This is a genomic window from Agrobacterium sp. fls2-241-TYG-188a (assembly GCF_030209845.1).
Window position 1 is genome coordinate 1,580,192 of the sequence record NZ_JARVRD010000001.1, and the last position, 15,803, is coordinate 1,595,994.

At 55.6% G+C, this 15,803-nt stretch carries 12 protein-coding genes; 4 read left to right on the forward strand and 8 right to left on the reverse strand.

Annotated elements, in window-relative coordinates:
- Window positions 1–120 precede the first annotated feature (120 nt).
- Window positions 121–978: a DUF4167 domain-containing protein gene (locus QRN85_RS06785; RefSeq protein WP_113219718.1), complete on the forward strand. Its 858-nt coding sequence runs from the start codon at window positions 121–123 to the stop codon at window positions 976–978.
- 183 nt (window positions 979–1,161) lie between these two features.
- Here QRN85_RS06785 and hydA read toward each other — a convergent pair whose 3' ends face one another.
- The 5 genes from hydA to QRN85_RS06810 are packed head-to-tail and all read right to left on the reverse strand — an operon-like array spanning window position 1,162 to window position 6,134.
- Window positions 1,162–2,610, reverse strand: coding sequence for a dihydropyrimidinase (gene hydA / locus QRN85_RS06790; protein WP_113221268.1), 1,449 nt, complete (start codon window positions 2,608–2,610; stop codon window positions 1,162–1,164).
- Between the two features lie 17 nt (window positions 2,611–2,627).
- Window positions 2,628–3,893, reverse strand: a complete 1,266-nt coding sequence (locus QRN85_RS06795) for a cysteine desulfurase-like protein (RefSeq protein ID WP_113221267.1) — start codon at window positions 3,891–3,893, stop codon at window positions 2,628–2,630.
- Between the two features lie 23 nt (window positions 3,894–3,916).
- Window positions 3,917–4,666, reverse strand: coding sequence for an amino acid ABC transporter ATP-binding protein (locus QRN85_RS06800; RefSeq protein WP_113221266.1), 750 nt, complete (start codon window positions 4,664–4,666; stop codon window positions 3,917–3,919).
- Window positions 4,663–5,337: an amino acid ABC transporter permease gene (locus tag QRN85_RS06805; RefSeq protein ID WP_112963178.1), complete on the reverse strand. Its 675-nt coding sequence runs from the start codon at window positions 5,335–5,337 to the stop codon at window positions 4,663–4,665. The genes QRN85_RS06800 and QRN85_RS06805 overlap by 4 nt, the downstream gene beginning before the upstream one ends.
- Window positions 5,338–5,393: 56 nt before the next feature.
- Complete coding sequence (locus tag QRN85_RS06810; protein WP_113094314.1) at window positions 5,394–6,134, reverse strand: transporter substrate-binding domain-containing protein; 741 nt, start codon at window positions 6,132–6,134, stop codon at window positions 5,394–5,396.
- Between the two features lie 206 nt (window positions 6,135–6,340).
- Between QRN85_RS06810 and QRN85_RS06815 the strand changes: the two genes are divergently transcribed.
- Window positions 6,341–7,039, forward strand: coding sequence for a FadR/GntR family transcriptional regulator (locus tag QRN85_RS06815; protein WP_062588891.1), 699 nt, complete (start codon window positions 6,341–6,343; stop codon window positions 7,037–7,039).
- A gap of 124 nt (window positions 7,040–7,163) precedes the next feature.
- Here QRN85_RS06815 and QRN85_RS06820 read toward each other — a convergent pair whose 3' ends face one another.
- From QRN85_RS06820 to QRN85_RS06830, 3 genes are read right to left on the reverse strand one after another with little or no spacing between them, the layout of a single operon-like run.
- The gene (locus QRN85_RS06820) at window positions 7,164–8,480 is read right to left on the reverse strand and encodes a c-type cytochrome (protein WP_113221264.1); all 1,317 of its coding nucleotides are present in this window, start codon (window positions 8,478–8,480) and stop codon (window positions 7,164–7,166) included.
- Between the two features lie 11 nt (window positions 8,481–8,491).
- Window positions 8,492–10,261, reverse strand: a complete 1,770-nt coding sequence (locus QRN85_RS06825) for a GMC family oxidoreductase (RefSeq protein ID WP_284756681.1) — start codon at window positions 10,259–10,261, stop codon at window positions 8,492–8,494.
- A gap of 3 nt (window positions 10,262–10,264) precedes the next feature.
- Window positions 10,265–10,969 (reverse strand): gluconate 2-dehydrogenase subunit 3 family protein, encoded by a 705-nt coding sequence (locus QRN85_RS06830; protein ID WP_062588886.1) that lies wholly within the window; start codon window positions 10,967–10,969, stop codon window positions 10,265–10,267.
- Between the two features lie 1,053 nt (window positions 10,970–12,022).
- Here QRN85_RS06830 and QRN85_RS06835 point away from each other — a divergent pair.
- Together QRN85_RS06835 and QRN85_RS06840 are read left to right on the forward strand one after the other, a co-directional pair.
- A complete protein-coding gene (locus QRN85_RS06835) occupies window positions 12,023–13,210 on the forward strand; it encodes an acetate/propionate family kinase (protein ID WP_113221297.1) in 1,188 nt (395 codons plus the stop codon).
- Window positions 13,203–15,581, forward strand: a complete 2,379-nt coding sequence (locus tag QRN85_RS06840) for a phosphoketolase family protein (RefSeq protein WP_113221262.1) — start codon at window positions 13,203–13,205, stop codon at window positions 15,579–15,581. The genes QRN85_RS06835 and QRN85_RS06840 overlap by 8 nt, the downstream gene beginning before the upstream one ends.
- Window positions 15,582–15,803: the final 222 nt, after the last annotated feature.

The window sequence follows — 15,803 nt, forward strand, 5'->3', positions numbered from 1 at the left end:
TGTCCAAAAGGCAAGGCGCGCGGTGGGAGCATTTCGGTAGACTGGCCGTGATAGCCGTTATTCCGGATTGCATCGTAACAACGAGAATTATCAGCAAAACAGAATTCAGGTGAGCAATTGATGAGGCCAGGACAGCAAAACAAGCGCGGCCGGGGGCGTGGTAGCAACAACAATAACAGCGGTGGCGGTGGCGGAAATAATAATAACAATTTCAACCGCAAAGGCGGCAATCCGCTAACCCGCACCTACGACAGCTCCGGTCCCGATGTTAAGATCCGTGGCACGGCCCAGCACATAGCCGAAAAATACGCGACACTCGCACGGGATGCCCAGAGCTCCGGCGATCGCGTCATGGCCGAGAACTATCTGCAGCACGCGGAACATTATAACCGTATCATCGCAACTGCACAGGCGCAGATGCAGGAACGCTTCCAGCGTGATGATCGCGGCGAGTTCCAGCAGGAGCGCGATGGTGACGAGATTGACGGCGACGATAATGACGACAACGTCGGTTCGATGTCGTCGGCCCAAGATCATTCAGAACAGCGTTCGCAGCGCAACGAACAGCCTGAACGCCAGGAGCGGCAGGACCGTTCGGAACGTCAGGATCGCCCGGAGCGGCAGGACCGCAATGAGCGACGCGACCGTCGTGAGCGCCCGGCCCGGCCAGAACGCCAGCCGCGTGAAGCGCAGGACGAAAACGGAAACAACAACACCAACGCACCCGCACCAGTTGCTGCTCCTGTTTACGACGCGAGTTCAGCGCCTCAGCCTGTAATCGAAGGTACGCCGAAGGAAGTTGCCGTCGAAGAGGAAGCTCAGGGCAGCACCGCAGCAACCGAGCGCGCTCCACGTCGTCCGCGCAGCACAAGCCCACGTCCCCGTCGTCCGCGTCGTACTGCGGGTGAAGAGGGCGAAGCCGCTGCGGAAGGATCGGAAGGCGGCGAGGCTCCAAAACTGGAAAACGCCGCGGAATAATCCGCATATTCTGCGAAGATTAAAAACCCGGCTAGCCCGGGTTTTTTTATGCTTTGCGCGCAGCTGTTTGAGCAGAGGAAATGGTTCGCGCGATGCTCGACCGCCAGCTGGCAGTGTCGAAGGATTGAGGGTCTAAAGCGCCACTGGGTTATAGATCGGCTTTTGCAGCGCCCCTGCCGTTACTCACAATTCTGCTGCTTGTCCTGATTTGCCAGTGTCAATTTTACGGGCGTTTACGAGAGAGGACGTTTGGCGGGAAACGTACTGGCCGCCAGCCTTCGCATCCGCGAGCAGGCCGTCATTGATGACGGATTTTCCGCGTAACAGAAGCCGTATTGGCCAGCCCTGAACCTCAAGGCCTTCATATGGCGTGTAGTCAGAGCCATGAGACAGCAAGTCGTTGGTGATTGTCACCTTCTGTGCAGGATCCCAGAGAGCGATATCGGCGTCTGCGCCAACGGCGATCGTTCCTTTGTGCGGATAAAGCCCGTATAGCTTGGCGTGGTTGGTGGACGTCTGCGCGACGAACTGGTTGAGCGATATGCGACCCTTCATCACGCCCTCGGAAAAGAGAATCGGCAGGCGGGTTGCCACGCCGGGAATACCGTTCGGTATCCAGCGAAAGCTCCTTTTACCCTTCTCGTTCAGTTTCCCCTGCGGGTCGTCATAGCGGAATGGGCAATGGTCTGACGAGAACAGATCAAAGACATCCTGTTCCAGACCCTCCCAGCAGGCATCCTGGCTCTGTGTGTCGCGAGGTGGCGGCGAGCACACAAATTTTGCGCCCTCAAGCGCGTCCTGGTCAAGATCTGCGGCTGTCAGCATCAGATATTGTGGGCAGGTTTCGCCTGCGATCTTCTGGCCTCGCATTCTCGCTCTGCGGATTTCTTCCATGGCCTCACGGTTGGAAACGTGAACGATGACGATAGGAACGTCCACAATTTCCGCCAGAGACAAGGCACGGTGCGTCGCTTCACGTTCCGCTGCAATCGGGCGCGTGGTGGCATGGTATTTTGGCGCAAACTTGCCTTCGTCCTCGTGACGTCCGATCAGATAGCGGATTGCATCTTCGTTCTCACAATGGACCATGACGAGAGCACCGGTGCGCCGCGCCGCATCCAGCGTGTCCAATATCTGATCGTCACGCAATCGCAGCCCTTCGTAGGTCATGAAGACCTTCAAGGACGTATAGCCTGCAGCGACGAGGGCTGGGAGTTCCTGCCCCAAGACCTCGGCAGTCGGATCGGTTATGACCAGATGAAAAGCAACATCCGTATAGCATTTCCCCTCGGCTTTGGCGTGATACTCCTTGAGGGCTTCCCGAAGTGTCTGGCCTTTCTCCTGCATACAGAAGGTCAACACCGTGCTGTTGCCGCCGATAACGGCAGAGCGCGTCCCGCTTTCGAAGTCGTCAGCCATGACGACGCCTTCTCCAGAGGGCTGGTCCAGGTGGACGTGGCTGTCGATTCCACCTGGCAATACGAACAGGCCCGTGGCGTCGATGATCTCTGCTGCGTCTCCAAGCCCCGTGGAGAGAGAGGCGATCTTTCCGTCGAGAATACCGATATCACAAACGAAGGTATCGCTTGCCGTCGCTACGGTTCCGTTCCGGATGATTGTATCAAAGCGCATCGATGCCCGTCCTTTTCTCAGCTTGCTCTGGCAAAACCCGTTTCACTGGTGAGAATTTTATCGAGAGCCTGCGTGAAGCGGTCCACTTCTTCAAGCGTATTGTAATGCACCATCGATACCCGCAGCATTCCGCCGTGATCGGTGAGGCCAAGATACTCCGCAAGCCTGCGTGAGTGGAAATCGCCGAAACGCATTGCGATATTATAATCGTCCATCGCTTTGCAGATCTCGCCAGCATCGCGACCATCAAATCGAAAAGCGATCGTGGGAACTCTGGAACTGTTCACATTGTGGGTTTGGCCGATGATCTGGCAGTCGTTTCGCGAGCGCAGATAGGACAGAAGTCTTTCGGCCAACACGTCTTCCTGAGCGGTTATCGCCTTGAACGCAGTGGTGATGCGGCTGCGGACACTGCCCGTGTCGCCCGCTTGTTCTCCAAGGCTCGCCAGATAGTCGACGATGCCACAGGTCGAGTAGGCGAGCTCATAATTCGGGTTGCCGGGCTCCAGCTTGCCAGGAACTTTGTCCTTGCCGTAGAAATAGTGATAAAGCGTGTCGAGCTCCAGCAGGTGATCATACTTGCCGTACATGAGAGCATAGTGAGGGCCATAGGTCTTGTAGAGGCTGAAGACATAGTAGTCTGCATCAAAAGCCTGAACGTCTACAAGGCGGTGAGGAGCGTAGGCAACCGCATCCACACAGAGCCGCGCGCCCCGTGCGTGGACGAAGTCTGCAATAGCACGGATCGGATTGATCGATCCTAGAATGTTGGAGACGTGTGTGACACAGACAAGCCGTGTCTTGCTAGACATCAGCGGCTCAAGGTCTGCCAGGTCGAGGGTGAGGGTGTCTTTGTTGAGCGGCCAGAACTTGATCGTAACGCCGGCTGATGTGAGGCGATCCCATGGGCCAATATTGGATTCGTGATCGCTTACAGTGACGATGATTTCGTCGCCAGATGTAAGCTGGCTTTCCATGGCGCGCGCCAGATTTTGAAGCAGCGCAGTGGTTGAGCTGCCAAAGACAATTTCCTCGGGCCGGTTTGCATTCACAAGATGCATCGCGGCCGTGCGGGCTTCGTAAAGTGCTGCCGCCGCCTTCTGGGATACTTCGTAGGATCCGCCAATCTGGACGTTCCGCTCGATCAGAAAGCTGTTGATGCGGTCGATTGCGCCCTGGAGTATCTGCGAACCACCGGCATTGTCAAAAAAGCTCCAACCTCTTCCCAGTCCTGGAAACTGACTGCGCACGAATTCCAGATTGAGCGATGGGGTGTCGTTCATGGGGTGTCCTCCACAGACTTGATTTAGTGATTGAGTACGGCGCGCAGAAAGCTGCGCGTTCTTTCTTCTTGTGGGTCGTCGAAAATCTGCTGAGGGGTGCCCATTTCAACGAGTTTTCCGCCATCCATGAAGATGACCCGGTCTGCGACCTGTTTGGCAAAGCCCATTTCATGCGTAACGACGATCATGGTCACACCTGTGCCCGCCAAACGCCGCATGACATCGAGAACTTCACCGACCATCTCGGGGTCGAGAGCGGATGTGGGTTCATCAAACAGAAGCACCTTGGGCTCCATGGCCAGCGCGCGCGCTATGGCAACGCGCTGCTGCTGACCACCGGAAAGCTGGCCAGGAAATTTGTCTGCCTGCTCCGATATGCCCACACGGGCCAGCAGCTCTCGTGCCTTCGTGGCGGCTTCAGCTTCACCCAAGCCACGAACACGCATCGGTGCCAACATGACGTTTCGCAACACCGTCATGTGGGGGAAAAGGTTGAAGGACTGGAACACCATGCCAACTTCGGCCCGAACCTTGGCCAGCTCCTTGCCGGGACGCACCCTTATTCCATCAACCGTAATCATACTCTCTGGAGAGAACGGCTCCAGATGATTGATGCAGCGGATCAGCGTTGATTTGCCCGAGCCTGACGGCCCGATGATGCAAACGACCTCACCTTCAGCGATGTCGAGATTGATCCCATGAAGAACCGTGTAGGTTCCATAGGCTTTGAACAGGTTCTCGACCCGGATAAGACCTTTGTGTTGGGATGTCATCTGCGCCTCCCAGCGCCGAAGCGCGTTTCAAGCCGGGACACGACTGCCACCATCGGCCACAGCAGCAACACGTAAATCACCGCCGCACCGATCAAGGGCGTGGGGTTTGCTGTCAGAGCTTGCGCCTGGGTCGCCTGTTTCAGCAGGTCGGGCATCGCAACAACCGACGCCAAGGCTGTATCCTTGAGAACGTTGATGGAATTGTTGGTGAGCGGAGGGATTACGATCCGCACCGCTTGTGGAAGAATGATGTCTGCCATCGTATGCCGGTTGGAAAGTCCCAAGGCAGCAGATGCTTCAAATTGACCGACCGGAATTGCATCGATACCGGCACGAAAAATTTCCGCGGTGTACGCCGCCGAGACCAGTGAAAGAGCTGTGACCGCCGAAAGGAAGGGCGATAGCCTTATACCGACGAAGGGCAGTGCGTAGTAGATGACGATGAGAAGGACGAGCAGGGGTATCGATCGCAGGACGTCCACATAGATGCGGATGAGCACCACGATTGTCTTCGGCGCGTAAAGCCGTGCCACCGCAAGAACAAGGCCACCGACCAGACCTGCGACGATGCTGACGATGCCTATCTGCAGCGTGACCACAAGTCCCCACAAAAGCTGTGGTAGGCTCTGAACGAAGACATCGTAGTTGAAAAAGGTATTGAGAAGATTCATGCCGCTAGGCTCCGTTGGGCCAGCGGAGTTGCTATCCGCTGGCGGCTATGGCGCTATCAGTTCTTCGGCATGTCCAGGACCGTTACGGTCGATGTCTTCTCTTCTGCTGGTGCACCGAACCAGGTCTGGTGCAACTTGGCCAGATAACCGTCCTTCTTCATTTCGGTAATCGCTCCATTAACCTGCTCGGCCAAAGGATCACCCTTGTTGAACATGACGGAGTATTTTTCTCCCGTCGGAATACGGGCCACCACTTTCAGCTCCGGCTTGTCCTTGACGTAATAGAGCAGGGCAGGAATATCGCTGATGTAGCCATCGATCCGGCCCGCGACGAGATCGAGCATTGCAGGAGACAAGCCCTCGAAGCGGCGGATGTCCGAGAATTTGTATTCGGTTTTGCTCTTCTCTGCCCACATGTCGCCGGTAGAACCGGTGTCCACACCGACCACCTTGCTAGCCATCTCGCTCAACCCTGTAATGCCGGATTTCGCTGTGACCGTGAGCGACTGATCACTGTCATAATATGGCTGGGCGAATGATACGGATTCGAGTCGCTTTGGAGTGATTGTTATTGATGAGATGGCCATGTTGATGCGACCGGACTGCACCGCCGAAAACAGGCCGTTGAACGGCGTGTTGACGAATTCGACGGACTTGCCCAAGCGCTTGGCCACCTCGTTGACGAGGTCAACCTCGAAGCCGACAACCTTGCCCGTTGCGTCCTGAAATTCCCATGGAACGTTGCCGATATTAGCACCGACCACGAGGTCGGCGGCCCTGGCAATCTGCAGGCTCATGAGAGAGATGCCTGCGGCGATCGATGCAGTTATAAACGTCGCTTTTATGCGTTTCATCAGTGTTCCCCTTGTTATTTGATACACGATCACACATTGTGGTCTAACTGGTCGGACCAGTTAGACCACACAAGCATGGACTTTCCGCCTTGGCAAGACGTGATGTTGAAAATAGATGTTGAACCAGTGACGAAAGGGACGAGCGCGAGATGCTGAACAAGACGCTTCTGCCACAGACCGTGGCTCGCGAGATCCAGAACCTGATACAGACAGGTGTCCTGAAGCCGGGCGAGAAAATTCAGTCGCAGCGCGAATTGTCGGAACGGTTCGGCGTCAGCCGCGCTTCGCTCAGGGAAGCCCTGTTGACCTTGGAAACTCTCGGCATGGTCAAGACCGAGGCAGGGCGGGGCACCTTTGTTACCTCACCGGCAGAGCGGGCCGCCGGTCCCGCCGCAAACATGGCGCCGTGGCGATATTCCCAAAGCTACTCGGCTTTTGACGTTTTTCAGACGCGCGCCCTTCTCGAGGGAGAGGTCGCAAAGCTCGCTGCCGGACGGTTGACGCAAAGGCAACTGGACGAGATGGAACAGGCAACCGAAACAATGGAGCGTTCCTGGGAAAAGCAGGATGTCGTGTCCAATGTTGAGGCTGATTTGCAGTTTCATTCGACCATCGTTTCCGCCTGCTCCAACCTCATGCTGCAGGCGCTCTACCAGACTGTGCGCGAACTCATCACTGAGACGCAACGCCAGCCTATTCCCATCACCGATCCTGAACGCATGAAGAATTCCATCGCGGAACACCGTCGCATCATCAATGCGCTACGCCTCAATGACGGAAATCTGGCGAAGATCGAAATGGAAACGCATATCCGCAATACCGCGAGATGTGCAGGGCTCGATCCCTGACTGAGACATGGTTCGGTGTGAATGAAACGGACCGAGGCGATTGGAAGAAAGCTTAAGCCCGCCGCAATATTTGCGGCGGGCTTTGTTGTTGAACGTCTGGAAGGCGCTGAATGGAAATTGTTCCTCAGTGCCCTTTACCCAAGTTTCTGACGACACTAACGTCCTGTGCGGTGACTTCAGGCGCCTTGTTAGACCAGGCGTTTCGCAGGAAGGTTGCAAGTGCGGCTATTTCCTCATCCGACAAACGATCCTCGTAACCCTGCATTCTGACCTTCATCGGACGCTGCTCGGTCGAGGGTAGCTCTGCACCATGCAAGATGACGCTGATCAGACCCTTGGTCGATTTCGCGGTGACCAGGGAGTTGCCATCGAGTTCCGGGAATATCTCGGGCGCGCCCTTGCCATTGACGAAGTGACAGCCGCCGCAATTGTCGAGATACAGCCGTGGGCCCAAGGGCATGTCTGCTTTGGCGCTTGAAAGCAGCTGCTCGGTGTCCGTTGGCGCGTCTGCCTTCTTTGCTTCCGATGGCTTGGTAGAGCCGATCTTCTTCAGGTAGCTGGCGATTGCCTTGTTGTCGTCGGTCGTCAGATATTGCGTGGAATCTCTCACCACCAGCATCATTTCACCGGTCGCGGTGGAATGGGCGTTGCGAGCCGTTGCGAGATAGGCGGCGGTTTCTTCCACCGTCCATTTTTGCGGACCGCTGTCGGGCCCTCTGAGATCAGGCGCCGTATAGTTGTCGATTTCGCCGCCCGTGAGGAAGCTTGGCGATGTTTCGTCAATGCCATCCTGCGTCATAAGTACAGAGCGCGGGCTATGGCATGCAGCGCAGTGGCCCGGACCTTCGACGAGATATTTACCGCGGTTGAAGATGCCGTCTTCTGCTGCGTTGGGTTTGAAATCGGCCTCGCCCCGCAGAGCGACCCAGTTCCAGGCACGCAGGCCGAATCGCATGTTGAATGGAAATGCGAGTTTCGTCGGTTCGACCTTGTTGGAGACTGGTTTTACCTCGTGCATGAAGTAGTCGTAGAGCGCAACGACATCTTCTTCTGTCAGCTTTCGGTAGTTCTCATAGGGCATCGCCGGGTAGAGATGCGTTCCATCAGGTGTTACGCCATCATAGAGCACGGCACGGAAGTCATCGAGCGTATAGTTGCCGATGCCGGTTTCCTTGTCCGGAGTGATGTTGGTGGTCCAGATCGTACCCATAGGGCTTTGAATTGCGCGACCGCCAGCAAAGGGCGTGCCGCCCTCATTGGTGTGGCAGGCCATGCAGTCGCTGGCGCGCATGAGATATTCTCCACGCCCCTTATCAGCCTTGAAATCTGCGGCCAGTGGGGAGGGTGGTTCCGTGCGTTGAACGGGTATGAAAATGAAGGCCACGAGGCAGGCAATTCCAACCACTACGAGGACGGCGAGAAGTTTGAGGAGCTTTTTCATCGTGACACTCCTCAAACCAGCGGCCGTGGGTTCGGAAGATAATCCTTACGGATGTGCTCTGCCGCCCAGTAGGCGAGACCACCGACCATGCCCGTCGGGTTGTACTGAGTGTTCTGCGGAAAGGCGCCAGCACCGAGAACGAAGATATTGTGCTTGTCCCAGGCCTGGAGGTAGCGGTTGACAGCCGACGTCTTCGGGTCATCTCCCATAACGGAACCGCCGACATTGTGCGTCGTCTGGTAAGGCCTCACATCATACATCGCGCCTTCCTTCTTGAAGCCCTCCTGCATCGAAGTGGGGTTGAGCGCCTTTGCAATCGGCTCGATCTTCGACTTCATGAACTGGGTCATGCGGATGTCGTTGGCATTCCAGTTGAAGGTCATCCGCATCAGGGGGCGTCCGTGCCGATCCTTGTAGGTTGGGTCGAGGTCGAGGTGATTACCGCGATAGGCCATGTGCGATCCGTGTGAGCCAATCGACATGGAGTGGCCGTACCATTCCCCTACGGCCTCTTTCCACTTGGCACCCCAGCTCGGTGTGCCAGCGGGAAGCGCCATGGAGCGTATTGGCTGACCGTTGGACTGGCCCGCGGAAATGTAGGAGCCGCCTATGAAGCCTTCCCGGCGGAAATCGATATTGTCGATGCCAAAGTCGTCGATGGTCATGCCGTTCGCACCGGTGCCGATGAACGGATTGAACACTTCGTCCTTGAAGAACAGGGTGTAGCCGCCATTCATCTGGTAAGCATAATTGCGCCCCGTGACACCTTCATTTGTGTTCGGATCATAGGGCTGGCCGATGCCGGAGAGCAGCATGAGGTGGACATTGTGAAGCTGATAGGCGGCAAGGATTACCAGATCGGCTGGCTGGAAGACCTCTTCCTGCGCGTTCTCGTCGAAATAGGTGACGCCAGTCGCCGTCTTGCCATCTGGAGCCATCTCGATGCGAAGGACTTCCGCATGCGTACGGTACTCGAAATTCGGTTTGCGTTTCAAAGCGTCGAGAATGGCTGTTTGCGGAGACGACTTGGAATAATTGTAGCAGCCATAGCGCTCGCAGAAGCCGCAATGGTTACAAGGACCCATCTGCATCCCGTATTCGTTGACATAGGCTTGCGAAGCAATCCCGCCGGGACGAGGGAAGGGGTGATAACCCATTGACTTCGTAATCTCGCCGAATTTTGCACCGTCCCAGGTCGTCGGCATCGGCGGCATCGGATAGTCACGTGAACGGGGAGCCTCAAATGGATTTCCGCCCTCGATCTTTTGTCCCTTGATATTACCCGCCTTGCCGGAAATGCCGGCAACGCGTTCGAACCGATCGAAGAAGGGTTCAAGTTCGTCATAGGTGACAGGATAGTCCTGAAGGTTCATGTCCTCGGGAATGATGGAAGCGCCCCAACGCTCCTCAACATGGGAACGAAGACGATATTCCGAGGTCATTGGACGCCAGTTCAGCCCATTCCAGTGAGTGCCCGCACCGCCGACGCCGATACCTGGAAGAAACGATCCCAGACTGCGATACGGCAGCGCCACTTCGCTGTCGTTTCGCCGGATGGTGACGGTGGAGTTGCGAGGCTTTTGCATCATGCCCAGACGCACACCGTATTTCAGCTCATCGATCATCTCGGGATACTGAAAGTCCGGGACGGTATTCTGATCGTGACCGCGCTCAAGGGCGACGATCTCCAGACCGTCCTGCGCGAGTTCCATTCCGAGAATCGAGCCGGTCCATCCCAGACCAACGATAACGACGTCTTTCTTCTTTTCTACTCGTGTCATCGGTTAAGCCCTTTCACCGGAGATGGAGACAGGCCCCAATGGATATTTGACGTTGTGCTTGAGGACCCACTCCTTGTAGGAGCCTCGGGCGCCTGGAAATCCGATATATGTCCAGGCCTGCATCTTGTGGTTTCCGCCATAGATGGGATCGGCGAAATATCCCTCCTTGGTGTTGCCCAGCAAAATCGAGAAGAAATCACGGATTTCAGGAGCAAGCTTCATTTCATCCTTCTGGAGAGATGTCAGCGCCTGATCCTGGAGCGTTGCGTCCAGCTCCATGAAGATCTTCCCGTGTGTCGTCCGGCACCATTCATCGAAAACCGGAATGGCCATTTGATAGATTTCCAGAGGTGTCAAAGGCGTCTGCCAGCCGCGCAGCGGGCTCGCGGCAGCCTCATGAGGGCCTTCCATGTACCAGTCGGCCGCCCGACCGTAGTCTCCGGCCAATTGCATATCGATGAAGACGGGAACTCTTGCTTCGATGGCGCCGGGGCCGGTCCCTTCCGAAGGAATGAGCCTTGCGACTGCGGCGACAACAAAAGCCCACTCACTGGGCTTGAGACAGATCGGCTTGTAGGCGTCCAGGGCAACAGGTTCAGGCGTTTCCTCTGCCTTTACCGGGACTGCCGTCAATCCGGCCACTGCTGCACTTGCGGCTGATGCTTTGAGGAAATTTCTACGGGAAGGACGGCCAGGAAGGTCTCTCATGGGCAACTCGCTTCGTGACTGACGTCACATTGAAATGTTGAAGGCTCATCGAACGATGAGCGAGGCGGGTACTGCGATGTATCGCCGCAGGTCGATGCGCACAAGGACAGATAAGACAGAAATTGTTCGTTTTAGCAATTTTTAGAAATAGTTTTTCGTTATTGTACTAAAAAGAGGAACAAAATCGATGATTTAGATCGCTCTCGCTCTAGATGAGGAGATGGAAATTTATGCATCCGTTCCGAAAATCCATGCCAGCGTGGGACGCAGGCATCCCTGCGTTGCAAGCTGTGGTCTGACGGCACCAAATTTCGGGCCGCTGGATCTCGCTGATTTTATTTCGAAGTGTCCGCAGTATCGTCTTCCGCTGAATGCTTCCACGGTTGGCTGCGAAAACACTTCACAATAGCCGCAGCATGAGGTCCCGTCTCAAGTTCCCTACAAACGACCGTAGTTGCCGACTGGTTTGCCAGTCGGCTTGGAAAGACCTGAACGGAGGACTGCAGATCAACTGAAAATCTAATGTGCTGTAATCCTGCTTAATGGGACGGCAAGGATTTGCGATTGGTGCAGGACTTCGCTGCAATTCTGTGATAACCAGTAACTCCGCGACCTCAACATGGTCGGGACACGCTGAGCAGGACCGAAGTCCTGTTGTGGATGATGATCTTCGTCTGCAGAAAATGCCTCGCAATATCTCGGTGAGGCAGGGTTTGACGTCGCCACCGCGCCAAGCGGATTAGAACTGCAGGTGAGACTGCAGCGCTTTCTTTCGACATCTTTCTTTCCGCTGACGCCGACGGCCTTGCCGTTACGTCGGTTTCCAAAAGGCTTGAGGATGCTCGTTCCGACAGCATCCTTCAGCTTCGACGCACGCCATCGCACCAACCGGGCGAATGGACTCTGTTCTGCGTCGAAATGCGTTTGGACGGTCGACCGTGCAAATTTTCACTTGTCTATATTTGACCCTGATCAAAGACAGAGGGGTGGGCAGCCCGTTTTAATCCGCCTGTGACCGCCGAAAGGCTGTCGGAATATGAGGTTGCGAACGTTATGACAGTCGCCCTGGTTTTCAATGCGGGTTCTTCGAGCCTGAAGATTGCGGCTTACCGGTTGGATCCGGGGCAGCCGGTGCAGATATCGCGGGGCATTTTGCGCATTGGCACCAAGCCGCAACTTGAGGTCAGCACATCATCGGCAAAGGAGGTCGTTGACCTTGACCCCGGCGCCAGTCTCGACAGGAAGCTCATCCGCGACTTGATAGGCAGGATGTTGCCGCCAAACTCGACCATCGAGATATGCGGGCATCGTATCGTTCACGGCGGGCCGACATTTCACAAGCCGGTCCTGTTGGACCAGCAGACAATTTCTGAAATTGAAAAGCTGGGCTCATTTGCTCCGCTTCACATCCCTCCCGCTCTTGAGGTTATTCATGCGGTCAAAGAGGACTACCCGGATGTCCTCCAGACTGCCTCCTTCGATACGGCTTTTCACAGCTCTCTCTGCAATCTCGCGAGTCGCTTCGCCATTCCCGCGTCGATGCACGAGCAGGGTTTGCGACGCTATGGCTTTCACGGCCTCTCCTACAAACATGTCGCCTCGGAACTGGCAACATTGGATCCCGACCTGGCTAAAGGTCGCGTCATCTGCGCCCACCTGGGCAGTGGGGCCAGCCTGTGTGGAATGGTCGAAGGCGTCAGTATCGACACAAGTATGGGATTTTCCGCACTTGATGGCGTACCCATGGCGACGCGGCCAGGGTCGCTCGATCCCGGCGTTCTGCTGCATCTTTTGCGGAACAACTTCGCTGGCGCCGATGAACTCGAAGATTTTCTATATCACAAATGCGGACTGTTGGGCGTCTCAGGCAGGAGCGGCGACATACGCGACTTGCTGGATGACTTCCATCCGGCATCGCAGGACGCTGTAGACCTGTTTTGCTTTAGAATTGCCGGCGAAGTCGGAAGGTTGGCGGTCTCACTTGGCGGGATCGATGCCCTGATATTCACGGCAGGGATTGGCGAGCATCAGCCGGACGTCAGAAGCAGGATCATCCGCCATTTGTCATGGCTGGGCATCACGCTGAGCGAAGCCGCCAACAGGGCGAATGCGACGATCATCAGCACAAAAGAGAGCGGTGTGGCGGCGCTGGTTGTCCCCACCGACGAAGAAAAAGTCATTGTACAGGAATCCATTCAAGCCATAGCCCAACACCGGCTGGAGGTATCGAAACATGCTTGAGAATGCCACTGTAAGCGTAACAGATCACGAGCTCGAACTCATTGATCGTTACTGGCGGGCTGCCAACTATCTTTCAGTTGGACAGATTTATCTGATGGATAATCCTCTCCTGAGGGAGCCGCTCTCTGCGCAGCACATAAAGCCGCGGCTTTTGGGGCATTGGGGAACGACGCCCGGCCTGAATTTCATCTACGCACATCTCAATCGCATCATCCGGCAACGCAATTCTGACCTGCTATACGTATGCGGTCCAGGGCATGGCGGCCCAGGGATGGTCGCCAATGCCTATCTGGAGGAGACCTATAGTGAAGTCTATCCGGAAGTTGCCCAGAATATCGACGGGATGAAGCAACTGTTTCGACAGTTCTCCTTTCCCGGCGGCATACCGAGCCATGTCGCGCCCGAAACTCCCGGTTCGATCCACGAGGGTGGTGAATTGGGATATGCTTTAGTCCACGCGTTTGGTGCCGCATTTGACAACCCCGATTTGACCGTCGCCTGCGTCGTCGGTGATGGTGAAGCGGAAACGGGTCCAATTGCGGCGGCCTGGCACTCTACGAAATTTCTCAATCCCACAAGAGACGGGGCTGTGCTGCCCATCCTTCATCTAAACGGCTACAAGATCGCGAATCCCACTCTGCTAGCGCGCATGGACGAGCGTGATCTGGCCGATCTGTTTGCCGGATATGGATATGAGCCGCTTTTCGTTGAAGGTTCGGATCCAAGATTCATGCACCGTAAAATGGCTTTGGCGCTGGACCTTGCCTTCGACAAGATACACGCAATCCAAAGCCAGTGGCGTTCAAACCCTCTTCAAAGTGGATTGCCACGCTGGCCGATGATCATTCTGCGCAGTCCCAAGGGCTGGACAGGACCGGTAGAAGTGGACGGAAAAAAGGTCGAGGGCTTTTGGCGTTCTCATCAGGTTCCGGTCAACAATTGCAGGGCAGATGCCGCGCACCGCGATATTCTTGAAAAATGGCTGCGCAGCTACCGTCCCGATGAGCTCTTCGATCACGAGGGCAGTCTGAAACCAGAGCTTCGGCAACTGGCCCCCGTAGGACCGAAACGCATGAGTGCCACGCCCCATGCCAACGGAGGCATCATACGCAAGGAACTCAAATTACCCGAGATCAAAGCCTATGCTGTCGCTATCGAAGAACGCGGCGCCAGCCAGATACAGTCCACGGAAGTACTGGGGCGATATCTCAGGGACATTTTCAAGCTCAACGAGGAAGCCAGCAATTTCCGGGTCTTTGGTCCCGATGAAACGGACTCTAACAGGCTGGGACCCGTGTTTGAAGCAACCGACCGGGTCTGGATGGAAGCAATCGAAGGATATGATGTCCACCTTGCGAAAGATGGACGAGTGATGGAAGTGTTGAGTGAGCATCTTTGCCAGGGGTGGTTAGAGGGTTACCTCCTGACCGGCAGACATGGACTTTTCTCCTGCTACGAAGCTTTCATCCACATCATCGATTCCATGCTCAATCAGCATGCCAAATGGTTGAAGGTCTCCCGCAATCTTGCCTGGCGAGCACCGATTTCGTCGTTGAACTATCTGCTTTCATCCCACGTATGGCGGCAGGACCATAATGGCTTCTCGCACCAGGATCCGGGATTTCTGGATCTGGTGGCCAACAAGAAGGCTGATATTGCGCGCATCTATCTGCCGCCTGACGCTAATACGCTGCTGTGGGTCGGTGACCATTGCCTCAAAACCTATGATCGTGTGAATGTCATCGTCGCCGGAAAACAACCGGCTCCACAGTTCCTGACGATGGACGAAGCCGTGGCCCATTGCGAAAGAGGCATCGGTATCTGGGATTGGGCGAGCTACGAGGGCGGCTCGGCCTTGCCGGATGTGGTCATGGCGTGCGCGGGCGATGTTCCGACTATGGAAACCCTGGCGGCTGTCATGATTTTGCATGAGAAGATACCTGACTTGAAGATCAGGACTGTGAATGTCGTCGATCTCATGGCGCTTCAAGATCCAGCCCAGCATCCTCATGGATTGGACGAGGAACTGTTCAACGCCATATTCACGGCAGACAAGCCGGTGATATTTGCGTTCCACGGCTATCCATCGCTCATACACCGGCTGACCTATCGGCGTGCAAACCACCAGAACTTCCATGTTCGAGGCTTCAACGAAGAGGGAACGACAACGACGCCATTCGACATGACTGTTTTGAATGAGCTTGATCGATATCACCTCGCGCTCGAGGCTATCAAACGCGTCCCAGCCCTGGCCAGCCGTTTCCCGGATGTTGTAGCCGCCTTGACCAATGAGCTGGAAGAACATTCGCGATACGTCAGAGCTCACGGAGAAGACATGCCAAAGATCCGCGATTGGCGTTGGAAAGCTTGAACGGAGAACGATTGCAGATCGGGCCGCCGGGATCATGTCGCAGCGGCTAAGTTAAGGGTCAACAGCCCGAGGGCAAGGGCGCAAAAAAGGCCCCAGAAGGAAGGCAAATCGAAATAAACATTAAAAATCATAAATTTGATGATTTTTTTGATATTTCTTCAAGGGTGAGTGTTGACTTGTTTGAGGGGTGTCCTCTATAAGTCCGCTCACTGACGAGGGCGG